Consider the following 12,492-nt stretch of genomic DNA (forward strand, 5'->3'; position numbering starts at 1 on the left):
GCCAGCGAATCGCAACCTGCGAGACCGGTCAACGTCTACAAAGACTTAACCCTTACCAGATTTGATTCCGATACCGTTTCCGGTCAGGCTCTTAGGCACGACAGCGCGTTCACAGAACGTGGTGGTAACGAAGGCGATGCGCAGGAATAAGCGTTGCGGGCAAGGCACGATCGTCACCCCCCGTCATGGTGGCCGCAGGGCCACCATCCACGCCTTCGCGCCGGCGCCGGCTACGTGTCCGACGCCGCCTCGCGCTCATCGGCCACCGCGACGCTCAAAGCGCCACCATCAATCGTGTGCGCTATCGTGACGATTGCGCCAACCCATGATACGTTCCGACCTCTATTTCGGAGTGTTCGATGGGCGTCCTGTCAAGGGTAACCTTGCTTGCCATTGGCTTGCTTTTCGTTACCGAGGCGTGCGTCGCCGCGGAGCTTTCAATCCAATCGATCGATATACTGGGCTACCGGGAAACGACGTCAGGTTGCAAGCTCGGGACGCCTGTCAAGCTTCATCTGACGTTAGGCGGCCCTTCCTCCCAGATCTCAGGTCCTGTTTCCGCCGAGGTCCTGATCTCAGATTCTGCTTCCGCCCAGATCACGTGGTTAGGGCCCTGCGTCGATGGTTTTGTGTCGGGAACCGGCATTGTGGAAGCCAAAATCAATAACAAGGTGGTATGGCGCTACGAAGGAGAGGTGCGAAACGGACTTGCCAACGGGCAAGGCACAAGTCACACGCCGGGTGGCATGACGGTTTCGGGAATTTGGCACGATGCCAGGATCGATGGCCCGGTCGTCCTGTCAATTGAGGGTGGCCTCCATTACGAAGGCGGATGGAAGGTGGACGGATTTGAAGGTTACGGCATCGAGACCCTTGCCGATGGCTCCCGCTTTGAAGGCAACTGGCACCACGGGCAGCTTGAGGGTCATGGAACACTGACAAAGCCGAATGGCGGTTCGTATGATGGCAATTGGCACGCTGGTACAATGTCCGGTTTCGGTATCGTCAAGTACCCGAGTGGATCGACATACGAGGGGGAGGTTCAACAGGGCAAGCGCAACGGGCACGGAACCCAATCATGGGCGTCCTCGCACATCGAAGCCAATTGGAAAGACGATGTGCCCGATGGTCCCGTCTCGTTAACGTTTGGAAATGGTGCCCACTACGAGGGCGGGTTTTACGATTGGAAAATGAACGGTCATGGGACGATGGTCTCGCGCCACGGCACTCGCTACGTGGGGGAGTGGCGCGATGGCTTCGCCGATGGCGAGGGGACCCTGGTAAGGCCGGATATTCCTCCATTTTCAGGCCTGTGCAAGCACGGCTGCTTCCAGGACGGCAGCCGATCAACAGCGTTCGGTGTTGATCCATCATCATGCCCCAAGGCCAACGCCGCTCCTTTGCCGCACCAGTAGCGGCGACCGCTGTCGCACCCCGCTTGCCGATTGGCCCCGTCCGGGCGACGATGGGCCAACCAGGACTAGCAGGGGGAATTCCATGATCGATCTGATAATCCGCGGCGACACCGTCGTAACACCGCAGGGCGTCGGCGCACATGACATCCTGATCGCCGGCGACAAAATCGCCGCGATCGCCGCACCCGGCAGTATCGCCGTGCCCGACGGCACCCGCGTCATCGACGCCACCGACAAAATCGTCATCCCCGGCGGCATCGACCCGCACGTGCATTGCAAATGGCACCTGCCCAACCCCGACGGCACCGCCAATTTAACCGCCCCACCCGACGTCGTCAGCAAGGCCGCAGTGCATGGCGGCACCACCACGATGCTCGACTTCACCCGAGCCTCCCAAGGCAAGGACGTGCGCGACGCCATCGAACAGCGCGAAGAGGACTGGCACGGCCACTGCGCCTGCGATTACGCCCAGCACCTGATGGTGGAAGGCGCCCTGCCGATCGACCTGCCCGGCCAGATCGGCGAGGCCATCCAGGCCGGCTTCCCGACGGTGAAAATCTTCACCACCGACATCACCCCCAGCCGCAAAGGGCGCATGGTCGATTTCGGCGACATCTGGGAAATATTCCAGATCTTGGCAGCGAATAACGGCCTTGGTGTGATCCACTCCGAGGACAACGACATCGTCATGCACATGTATGGCAAGCTGATCCGCGAAGGCCGAGCGGGCTTCGAGAACATGGCCGAAGTCCACAACACCCTGTCCGAGGACGTTTCGTTCCGCCGCGTGATTCGCCTTGCCGAGAAAGTCGGCGCCGCGCTGTATATGATGCACGTCTCCGCCGCGACCGGCGTCTCCGCCATCCAGGAAGCCCGCCACCGCGGCGTGCCGATCTACGGCGAATCCCTGCATCAATACATGCTGTATACCAAGGAAGACTACAAACGCCCCAACGGCCAGATCTACCACACCTACCCGTCGCTGAAGGGTCAGGAAGACCATGCCGCCCTATGGCAGGGCACGCTTGACGGGTCCATCAACTGTGTCGCCACCGACGAAATCTGCTGCACCCTGAAGCAGAAACTGCAAGGCAACCGCATCGACGACACCACCGGCGGCAATGCCGGCGTCGAGCCGCGCGTGGCGCTGATGTACACCGAAATGGTCGGCAAACGCGGCTACTCGTTACGCCGCTATGTCGATCTGGTATCCACCAACGCCGCCAAGATCATGGGCCTGTATCCACGCAAGGGAGCGCTCGCCGCTGGATCGGATGCCGATATTTGCGTGCTGGACCCCGCCGATCAGCGCGTCATCAAAGCCGAGGACCTGCACGAAGCCGACTACACCCCCTGGGAAGGCCGCAAGATGGACGCCTGGCCCTGCCTGACCGTGCTGCGCGGCAAGGTTGTGGTGGACAATGGCGTCTTCAAGGGCAGCCTGAACGACGGCAAATGGCAGCACCGCCGCATCGCGGAGGACATGTTGACCGCGCCCCGGCTGTGACCGACTCGCAGCTTCGGGCACTCCTCCTGGATTGCCTGAAGCTGTGGGAAATCGAGGGCAAAATCACCGCCGCCGACCCCGGCCTCCTCATCCAAACCCCGTTCGGTTCCTTCACCGTGACACGAGCCGATCCCGATCTGCGTCCGGTGCGTTGGTTCTACCAGACGCCGGAGCGGGCGGCGGCCCAGCGTCCTCCGCGACCCGTGCCATCCATCGTCGCCCTGCTGTCGGCGCTGCGCAACGCGATGGGCGGCACGCGCGGCGACCGCCTGCGGATCGGCGGCGCATAGGCAAAGAACCTCGCGCCCCGCCGTGCGTTGGACTCCGTGTCAACGACAGGAACAGCACATGGCAACGCTCGACGACACCTCCAATCCCGCCGGCCGGATGATCGCGGCCAAACAGGTGCAGGGCACCACGGTCTACAACGTCGCGCTGGAAAAACTCGGCTCCATCCACGACGTCATGATCGACAAGGCTTCTGGCCGCATCGCATACGCCGTGCTCAGTTTCGGCGGCTTCCTGGGCGTCGGCGACCGTTACTACCCGCTGCCCTGGGAAAAACTCAGCTACGACACTGAAATGGGTGGCTATGTCGTCGACATCGACCAGGACGTGCTCGAAGGCGCCCCATCCTACACCGATCCGGCGACCGCTTCGTGGCATGACGAAAGCTGGGGCCGCGACATTTACACACACTATGGCGTCAATCCGTTTTGGGACCTGGTTCCCTAACCTTGCCCCGCATCGCTGACCGTGCTTGGAATCTCCTCGGGCCGTGATAACGCAATCATCACGTCCGAGGGGGACGCCATGAAGATCACTCAGGTCGAGACGCTCCAGGCCGACGCCGGCTGGCGCATGTTTTCATTCCTGAAAATCACAACCAGTGACGGTATCATCGGCTGGTCGGAGTTCAACGAAAGTTTCGGCAGTACCGGCCTGTCCGACGTCATCAAGGGCCTGTCGCCAGTGCTGATCGGCCGCGATCCGTGCAAGTTCGAGCAGGTCACGCAGCACCTGCACGTGCTGACCCGCCAATCCCGCGGCGGCCTGAACCAGCAAGCCATCGCCGCGATTGAGAACGCTCTGCTAGACGTCGCCGGCAAGGCCTACGGCATCCCCGTTGCCGCACTGTTCGGCGGCCCGATCCGCGAGCGCATCCCCGTCTACTGGTCGCATTTCGGCACCTACCGCGTGCGCAGTGCCGCCCTGATGGGCGTCCCTGAACTGCGCAATTACGACGACCTCGCCAAACACGCGCAAGAAGTCCGCGATCGAGGCTTCCGCGCCCTCAAAACCAATATTCTCCCAATTGCCGATGGCCGGTTGGGCTCCTACGTCCCCGGTTTCGGCCGCCACGCTGGCTGGCCCGAACTGAACTGGGACAACAAGCTGACCCGAGGCGTCACCGAACAACTGTCCATCATCCGCCAGGCCGTCGGCCCCGACATGGGCATTCACCTCGACATCAACTTCAACTTCAAGACCGAGGGCTTCAAGCGCATCGCCGACGCGGTCGCCGACGCCAACCTGACCTGGCTGGAAATCGACACCCACGACGCCCCCGCCTTGGCCGAGATCAAGCGCGGCGCGCCCTGCCCTATCGCATCCTGCGAAACGCTGCACGGCCGCCGCGAATTCAAACCGTTCCTGGATCATTACGCCACTGATGTCGCCATCGTCGATGTCATCTGGAACGGCCTGCTGGAATCGTCCAAGATCGCGTCCATGGCCGATGTCTACGAAATCAACGTCGCCCCGCACAACTTCTACGGCCATCTGTGCAGCGCCATCAGTGCGACGTTCAGCGCCATCGTGCCGAACTTCCGGGTGATGGAGATCGACATCGACAGTGCCCCCTGGCGCGACGAGTTCTATACAGTCGTCCCGACAATCGAGAACGGCGAGTTCATCCTGCCCACCGGCCCCGGCTGGGGCATCGACATCAACGAAAAAGCCGTCCGCGCCCGTCCCCCGAAAAACTGATTGTCGTCGCCGGCCAAAAAATCGTCATGGCCCGGCGAAGTCCGGGCCACTTATAGCGGCACCAAAACCACCCCAAGGAGAAAACAATTGGCAAAATTCAAGATCGCGACCCCGACCGGGGCCAGCTTCACCACCGCCGGCGGCGGCTACAACTACGAAATGGAACCGCTGGAAGGCATCGACGCCGAAATCGTCGAGGGCCCTGCCGATGAGGACGGCTTTATCAAATTCGCCCAGGATGCCGACGTGGTCTACGCGAAAGGCATGCGCTTCACCAAAAAGGTCGTTGAAGGACTGCCAGCCAAGTGTCGCGCCATCGTGCTGGGCAGTGTCGGCGTGGATAGCGTCGACGTGAAAGCCGCCACCGAACGCGGCCTGCCCGTCACCAACTGCCCCGACACCTTCATCGAGGAAGTCGCCGACCACGCGCTGATGCTGCTGCTGTCTGCCCATCGCCGCACCATCGAGCAAGACCGCATGGTCCGAGAAAACCGTTGGCGCGAAGGCCGCCCCGCTCTACTGCAAATCCCCCGCCTGATGGGCCTGACCCTCGGCCTGATCGCCTTCGGCCACGTCGCCCGAGCGGTGGCGAAACGAGCCAAGCCGTTCGGCCTGCGTGTCATCGCCTATGACCCGTTCATCGAGGAACTGGTCATGGTCGAACACGGCGTCCTGCCGGTGACGCTGGAAGAAGTCCTCTCCCAGTCCGATTTCGTTTCGATGCACGCGCCCGCCACACCGGAAGCGGAAGGCATGCTGATGGAAAAGCACTTCCGCCTGATGAAGAAGACCGCCATCTTCATCAACACCGGCCGAGGCCCCACCGTCCAGGAAGCCGGTCTGATCAAGGCCCTGTCGGAAGGCTGGATCGCCCACGCCGGCCTCGACGTTCTGGAAATCGAGCCGCCCGGCAACAACAACCCGCTGCTGGGCATGCCGAACGTCACCCTGTCCGCCCACACAGCCTCTGCCTCCTCCCGGTTCGATCCGGCTCGGAAACGTCACGTCGGGCGCGAACTCGGCCTGATCCTGAACGGCAAATGGCCCATGAGCTGCGTCAACCCGGCCGTGCTGCTGAAGTCGAACCTGCGTCGCTGGCAGCCGGTGTCGATGGAACGCGGGCCAAACAGCTAGAGAGCATCTATCCGTATCGGGAGGCCGCGCCTCCCGATACACGAATCTCGCTACGCCCTCGTAGCGCTCGGTACTATCCCGCCGCTTTCTTCCGATTCGCCTCAAGACGAGCATCGACCAACGCCACCTGAGCATCGATCGCCGGGTGGTGCATTTCTTTCTGCCGCGCAATAAGCTGCACCAACTTGTCCGCACGCTCGATATACGGGGCACCATTCTGCAACGCCCGCGCTGCCGACGCCGGCCGCGAAAGACTTTGCGCTGCCTCGGCATATTTCTCGAACGGCACAAGATCCTTCGGTGACGCGCCAATCTTCACGCACAGATCGAACACAAAATCATAAACCGATTTCGCTTCCGCCGGATCGGCATTCACCGCTTCCTGGGCGGTGCGCATGCCATCAGCGGTGACGCAACGATAGTTACCCGCCAGCAGCATCGACCACTTGGCCAACGGCACAAAAAGCGAGTCATGCACGCGCAGCTTCACCGGCAGTTCGATCTTGCCTTCGGGCACGTCAAACCGCACCGCGTCGACGTCTTTTTCCAACTGATGCAGGATCGCCGTGCTTTTGTCGGATTCGAAACGGGCCACCTTGAAGTTGGTCGGCAAGGTCACTTGCAGCACGTTGACCTTTTCCTCCGGCGGCCGGATCGCCTGCGGATCCGGACTGCACAGCGTCAACGTCCCGGGATCGAAACTGTTCCAGACCGTCGGATCGGTGTAGGCCGGCTTCAGCGCCTCGTAGTCCAGGTTCGGAATGCGCTGCACGTAGGGCAGCGGCGGCATGTTCATGATCGACATGCAGGGCACCCTGGATTTCGCCACCGCGTCCAGCAGTTCCCGCACGCCGGGGGACCGATATTGTGGCTCCTGCATCGCCAGGCCGATCAGGTCGTAGTCTTTCGGGTCGACATCACTGGCACCCGATGCGGAAACCTTGCCCGGCAGCTTACGGGAGTCGATCTCGATTTGATCCTTCCGGCCCCTGATCGGCATCCGAACTCGGAAGCCCTCCGCATTGATAAGGTCGGCCTCGGCCGGCAGGCACACCAGCTTCACGTTGTGCCCGCCAAACATCAGTTTGGAGGCCAGCAGCGAGCCATAGGACGCGCCCATGATCAGGATATTATAAGCCATGAATCCTCCTCGTTTCCTCGACATTTCTTGTTGTATTAAGTGCCGGCCGGAAGCGTCTTCGCATTTTCTAAACTTGCGTTAATGCTTATCCGGGAACATGAAAATATCCGACTATGGCCGGCCTGTCGAATCACGTGCCAGGACCACCCGTCCGGCGGGACCGCATCATCCCCTGAATACTTTGATGAAACGCCGGAACCGGCATCTTCCCGGCCAATCCCCGGGGACGTTAGACTGACGGCAATTCGATCCCCTCGACCTCCGCCATGGTCGTGATCGTGGCATCGAACGAGACCTGATCTGCATTTTCAATTGATTGCCTGGCCAGTGCCTCAAACAACGCGTCCTGCTCCAACAGGAAATGCGTTCCGTCCCGCAATCGGGCATACGCCGCCCACGGCACGAATTTGGTTAGCGGAAACAGCAAGCCATCCCGCGGTGCGACATCCACATTCAGTCCAGAAACGAACAGCACGTTCTTGCCGTGATAGGCCGGCTCGCGCTGCATAGTACGGTACGTGCGGTCGAACTCGATCTGCGTATGATACCGCGCAGCGTCCAGCGCCGGATTCGGCGACGTCACGACTGTCGGCATAGCCGGCGCCAACGCGTCCTCCAGCAGGTCGTGCCCTTCCGGACCAATCACCGGCTGGCGGCGGAAAAAGAACAAGTCGGCCGTCAACAAATCGCCGATCGGCCCCGGCCCGCCACCACCGCGCGCCAGCGACGGCGCCGCCGCGAACGCCTTCGACGTGCTCAGCATCCGCAGCGGATCAGGCCGAGCCGCATCGATCAGCCGGTCAAGCCGCGGAAACAAGCCCTCGGTGCGATTTGGATCGAGCAGTGCATTGTCGATAAACACCGTGGGCATCCCATCGACCGAACCAAGCCGGATATCGTTACGGGCATGCGCATATTCCGTCCGATACCAGTCCAGCACGGCCGACAGCTTCCCGCAGTTCGCACCGAACCCGCCGTGGTCCGTGCGCGGCCGCGGATAAACCCCGAAACGCCGGCCATCGACATCGTAACCGACATGGCTGGCCTGGATGATGACGAGATCCTCGCCGTGATGCGCATGCGGCCCATGCCGGTCGGTCGCCACCCGGCCGCCGACCTGTCCATGATCGAACGGAAATGTGCCAAAATGCTGCGCGATCAGAATAACCGGATAGCCCTGGCTTTCGTCGGAGCAGAACGCCCGCGACGGCATCATCCGGTCCCGCCGAAACCCCAACGACCGGCAATAATTGTAAAGCCTGGGCACAAACTGGCTGTAACGGATCGCCATCCGACCGAGACGCAAATCGCCCATGACATGATGCATGCCGACACAATATCGAAACAGTGCCCGCGGACCAAGTGACATGCTGGAGACACTCGCGGACCGACAATGATCGATCCGGCCCCCCACCCGTCGTCAGCAAACGACCGCTCGCCGGGCTGCATATCGACGCCGACGATTCGGGTCGGCAAGGTCATGCAACCGTCATCGCAGTGCCGTTGTGGCAATCGGGGGCGTCATTTACCCCCGATTCAACAGTTGTTGGGGATTCGTATTCATTCTCTTCCAGTATACAGACGTTGAATTTTACATCACCAAAAATTCAACTGCACAAAATCCGACAAACCCTTGAGCAAAAACACCAGGAGATCAAACAAATGAGTTGGCTCGGTGACGTTGGCGGGTTCGTGGAGGGCGCCGGCGAAGGCGCCTGGGATGGCGCCAAGGGCATGGTCGAGGGCGTCGGCCACCTGGCCCAGTCCGGCTACAAGCTGGCAACGAACAGCCAATACAGAAAGCAGGCCTGGGACGACGCCGTTCATGATGCCAAGGCCGTCGGCAACTTCGCCGCCACCGCCGTCACCGATCCCGGCAAGGCCGCCAGCGAAACCGGTCACGCCATCAGCTGCGCCTGGCATTCGGTGCAGACCGCCTACGACCAGGCCGCGGCACAAGGCCAAGGCAGCGCCTTCGTCGGCAAGCTGTTCGGCCAGGGCGTCGTCATGATCGACACCGCCTTCGTTCCAGGTGGCGCTGAAGCCGATGCCGCCGGCGCCCTGGGCGATGCCGGTCGCGTCGCCGAACTCACCGGCGACGCCGGCAAAGTGGCCGACGCAACCGGGGATGCCGGTAAACTCGCCGATACCGCCGGGGACGCCAGCAAACTCACCACCCATGCCGAAGGCCAGATCGACCCGCCCAAGATGCCGGAAGCCGAACCGGCGCCCCCGGTGAAGACCTTCACCTCATTCAAGGATTTTGAGGACGCAGCCAACAACCCAGCACCGAACACGAGCTATCAATATGGCGACTACAAATGGTCGACCGACAGCGAGGGCCGCACCGTCGAGGCCAGCGGCACGGTCAAGGTGCGGGAATTCGGCCGCAACCATCCCGACCTGCAGAAGGATATCGGGCATGAGGGCAAACCGACCGATGTCGGCTTCCACCTGATCGCCGACTCCATGGACGGACCGACGGTGCGGCTGAACGTGGTGCCGGGCAACGGCAAGACGATCGGCGATGGCATTCCGAACCTGAACCAGGGCGCCTATAAACGATTCGAGAACACCGTCCGCGATCTCGCCTCCAACACGTCCAACAAGGTGGAAGTCAGCGTCGAACCGCGCTACAGCGCCGGGAACACCACGAACCGTCCCGATCAGTTGATCGCCTCCTACCGGGTGAACGGCGGCAAGTGGAATACCCGCAAGCTGATCAACAAATAGGTGCACCGATGAACCTGCAAGCGCTGGAACTTCAGAAATCCCTGGCCCGGGCGGTGTCAGACGCGATGCAGGAATCGTGGGAGCGCATCGTGGTGAACTACGAGATGCTGACCACCGACGAGGGACGCGAAGTTGACTACTGTGCCTTCTACATCTCCGCCGCCGGCGGCGACTTCCAGGAGACCAGCCTGCGCACCCTGCCGGACGCGGTGGATGACCTGTTCATCCAGCTCAACGACCTGATGGCGAAGACCGAGAACGAGCGCTGGGGCACCTGCGACCTGGTGATCGATCGTTCCGGCCAGTACAAGTTCAACTTCGACTACGCCGCCCCAAGGCGTGTCAATGGAATCTTCGACGAACAATCCCAGGGCCGCTTCGACCGCTACCTGGAAACCTACAAGACCGACCGCGGCCGAACATAACGAGACACAAACGGCAATGGATACGTGGACGAGCACCCCGAATTTATTGTAGTTTCTTATAAGGAACATACCATTGCCGCGATAACCAGCCGCGCAACAGAACATTGATCTGGGCAGACAAGCGATCCCTGGGGTAGACCACGGCAACCAGCCAGGAACGCCCGCATGCCCGACTTCTCCCTGACCAACCGCATCGCCCTCGTCACCGGCAGCTCCCGTGGTCTCGGCCACGCCATCGCCCAGGGCCTCGCCGAGGCCGGCGCCAAGGTCATCCTCCACGGCCGCGACCCGGCCCGCCTTGAAGCTACCGCCGCCGCCTTCCCCAACCTGGCGGGAACCCTGGCCTTCGACGTCTCCGACCGCTCAGCCACGAAAGCCGCATTTGAAACCATCGCCCAGGACCACGGCCGCCTGGATATCCTGGTCAACAACGCCGGCATCATCCCCCGCAAACCGCTGCTGGAAACCACCGACGAAGACTGGGCCGGCGTCATCGACTCCAACCTGTCCGCCTATTTCCGCCTGTCCCGGGAAGCCGCCCGCCTCATGGTCCCCGCCCAATCCGGCCGCATCATCATGGTATCCTCCATCATGGGCCTGGTCGGCCGGCCAACCATCCCGGGCTACATCACCGCCAAGGCCGGCCTGCACGGCATGGTCCGCGCTTTGTCCGCCGAACTCGCGCCCCAGGGCGTCACCGTCAACGCCATCGCCCCCGGCTTCTTCCCCACCGACGCCACCGACACTCTCCACAAAGACCCGAAATTCGCAGACTGGATTGCCACACGAGCACCCATGGGCCGTTGGGGCGATCCAAAGGAACTCGCGGGTCCGGCCGTGTTCCTGGCGTCGGACGCCGCATCCTACGTCACCGGCCATATCCTTGTGGTGGACGGGGGTCTGACCGCCGCCCTGTAACACTTGTCGAAAGCCAAACGGCTTCCCACGTGCGGCGCCAACAGAAAGGAACCCCGCACCATGATCCAGCTTCGCCCCTTCGCCACCCTGGGCGCGTTCCGCAACGAATGGCTGAACGCCCACCATCACTTCAGCTTCGGCGGCTACCACGACCCGGAGCGCATGGGCCTCGGCCGCCTGCGCGTATGGAACGATGATGAGGTCGCACCCGGCACCGGTTTCGATCCCCACCCGCACCGCGACATGGAAATCGTGACCTACATCCGCGAAGGCGCGATCACCCATCGCGACAACCTGGGCAACGAAGGTCGCACGGAAGCCGGCGACGTCCAGGTCATGCACGCCGGCACCGGCATCACCCACGCCGAATACAACAAGGAAGACGTCCCGACCCGCCTGTTCCAGATCTGGATCATGCCGGACAAGCGCGGCGTCGCGCCTGGCTGGGGCACCAAGGCATTCCCTCGCGACAACAAGGGCCTGTCCGTCGTGGCCAGCGGCCGTCCAGCCGACGCGAACACCGGCGCGCTTCCCCTGAACGCCGATGCCGCCGTCCTCGCCGGCACCCTGGCCGAGGGCCAGACGACCGAACTCACCCTTGCCCCCGGCCGAGCCGCCTACCTCGTGGCGGTGAACGGTTCGGTCACGGTGAACGGCGTCACCGCCCAGGCCCGCGACGGCGTTGCGATCGCGGATGAACGGTCGGTGACCATCACCGCGACCAAGGCAACCGAGATCGTGGTCGTGGACGTCGCCGCTTAGGCCTCAAGGCGGGGTTATCGTCCGGTCACCCCGCTTTGATATACCGCTCGATCGTCCGATGCTTGAAGAACCAACGGCCCTCGACCTTCGCCAGCCGGTCCGCATAGGCCCCGCCCGACCCGATCACCGGTCCGGCGGGGCTGTTCTGCACCAGCGCCCAGTTGGACCGCGCCGTCGCGGTATCGCCATCCAGGTCGATCACGATATTGGTGGTCAGATGCACCCGCCGCGGCCGCTCGCCCGTGGCGATGCTGCGTGCCTGCGCCACGATGCCCGCTCGCCCCGTCCCGGTGCCGAACGCCGTCTCCCAAACCCCGTCTTGGGTGAACAACGCCGCCATCTCCTCGAACCGATCGGCGTCCAGCGCGAAGCAATAGCGTGCCAACAGTTCCCGAATCTCATCTTTATCAGACATATGCCCTCCTTGTCCGTTCCCTTTATCCCGCGCCAGTATAGACTGATCGGTCT

13 protein-coding genes are annotated in these 12,492 nt (G+C 62.3%); 10 read left to right on the forward strand and 3 right to left on the reverse strand.

Annotated elements, in window-relative coordinates:
- Positions 1 to 359: 359 nt before the first annotated feature.
- The 6 genes from GSQ89_RS32225 (at position 360) to GSQ89_RS32250 (ending at position 6,045) form a co-directional block, all read left to right on the forward strand.
- Positions 360 to 1,415, forward strand: a complete 1,056-nt coding sequence (locus tag GSQ89_RS32225) for an MORN repeat-containing protein (protein ID WP_158932215.1) — start codon at positions 360 to 362, stop codon at positions 1,413 to 1,415.
- An 82-nt stretch (positions 1,416 to 1,497) separates the two neighbouring features.
- Positions 1,498 to 2,922 carry an amidohydrolase family protein gene (locus GSQ89_RS32230; RefSeq protein WP_158932216.1) on the forward strand — a complete coding sequence of 475 codons (1,425 nt, stop codon included), beginning with the start codon at positions 1,498 to 1,500 and terminating at the stop codon, positions 2,920 to 2,922.
- Entirely contained in the window at positions 2,919 to 3,212 is a 294-nt protein-coding gene (locus GSQ89_RS32235; RefSeq protein WP_158932217.1) for a hypothetical protein, read from the forward strand. Before GSQ89_RS32230 ends, GSQ89_RS32235 begins: the two co-directional genes overlap by 4 nt.
- A gap of 58 nt (positions 3,213 to 3,270) precedes the next feature.
- Complete coding sequence (locus GSQ89_RS32240) at positions 3,271 to 3,657, forward strand: PRC-barrel domain-containing protein (RefSeq protein WP_158932218.1); 387 nt, start codon at positions 3,271 to 3,273, stop codon at positions 3,655 to 3,657.
- Positions 3,658 to 3,735: 78 nt separating this feature from the next.
- The gene (locus GSQ89_RS32245) at positions 3,736 to 4,911 is read left to right on the forward strand and encodes a mandelate racemase/muconate lactonizing enzyme family protein (protein ID WP_158932219.1); all 1,176 of its coding nucleotides are present in this window, start codon (positions 3,736 to 3,738) and stop codon (positions 4,909 to 4,911) included.
- A gap of 87 nt (positions 4,912 to 4,998) precedes the next feature.
- A complete protein-coding gene (locus GSQ89_RS32250) occupies positions 4,999 to 6,045 on the forward strand; it encodes a C-terminal binding protein (RefSeq protein WP_158932220.1) in 1,047 nt (348 codons plus the stop codon).
- 73 nt (positions 6,046 to 6,118) lie between these two features.
- Here GSQ89_RS32250 and GSQ89_RS32255 read toward each other — a convergent pair whose 3' ends face one another.
- Together GSQ89_RS32255 and GSQ89_RS32260 are read right to left on the reverse strand one after the other, a co-directional pair.
- Positions 6,119 to 7,186, reverse strand: a complete 1,068-nt coding sequence (locus GSQ89_RS32255; protein WP_158932221.1) for a hypothetical protein — start codon at positions 7,184 to 7,186, stop codon at positions 6,119 to 6,121.
- 229 nt (positions 7,187 to 7,415) lie between these two features.
- Positions 7,416 to 8,555 carry a hypothetical protein gene (locus tag GSQ89_RS32260; RefSeq protein WP_216856523.1) on the reverse strand — a complete coding sequence of 380 codons (1,140 nt, stop codon included), beginning with the start codon at positions 8,553 to 8,555 and terminating at the stop codon, positions 7,416 to 7,418.
- A 293-nt stretch (positions 8,556 to 8,848) separates the two neighbouring features.
- On the opposite strand from GSQ89_RS32260, the gene GSQ89_RS32265 reads away from it, so the two are divergent.
- The 4 genes from GSQ89_RS32265 (at position 8,849) to GSQ89_RS32280 (ending at position 12,024) form a co-directional block, all read left to right on the forward strand.
- The gene (locus GSQ89_RS32265) at positions 8,849 to 9,919 is read left to right on the forward strand and encodes a DNA/RNA non-specific endonuclease (protein WP_158932222.1); all 1,071 of its coding nucleotides are present in this window, start codon (positions 8,849 to 8,851) and stop codon (positions 9,917 to 9,919) included.
- A gap of 8 nt (positions 9,920 to 9,927) precedes the next feature.
- Positions 9,928 to 10,344 carry an immunity protein YezG family protein gene (locus GSQ89_RS32270; protein WP_158932223.1) on the forward strand — a complete coding sequence of 139 codons (417 nt, stop codon included), beginning with the start codon at positions 9,928 to 9,930 and terminating at the stop codon, positions 10,342 to 10,344.
- Between the two features lie 165 nt (positions 10,345 to 10,509).
- Positions 10,510 to 11,262: an SDR family oxidoreductase gene (locus GSQ89_RS32275; RefSeq protein WP_158932224.1), complete on the forward strand. Its 753-nt coding sequence runs from the start codon at positions 10,510 to 10,512 to the stop codon at positions 11,260 to 11,262.
- 60 nt (positions 11,263 to 11,322) lie between these two features.
- Positions 11,323 to 12,024, forward strand: coding sequence for a pirin family protein (locus GSQ89_RS32280; RefSeq protein ID WP_158932225.1), 702 nt, complete (start codon positions 11,323 to 11,325; stop codon positions 12,022 to 12,024).
- Positions 12,025 to 12,049: 25 nt separating this feature from the next.
- Here GSQ89_RS32280 and GSQ89_RS32285 read toward each other — a convergent pair whose 3' ends face one another.
- Complete coding sequence (locus GSQ89_RS32285) at positions 12,050 to 12,439, reverse strand: nuclear transport factor 2 family protein (protein ID WP_158932226.1); 390 nt, start codon at positions 12,437 to 12,439, stop codon at positions 12,050 to 12,052.
- Positions 12,440 to 12,492 lie beyond the last annotated feature (53 nt).

It is taken from the genome of Acidisphaera sp. S103, assembly GCF_009765975.1.
In the GTDB taxonomy this organism is placed as follows: domain Bacteria; phylum Pseudomonadota; class Alphaproteobacteria; order Acetobacterales; family Acetobacteraceae; genus Rhodopila.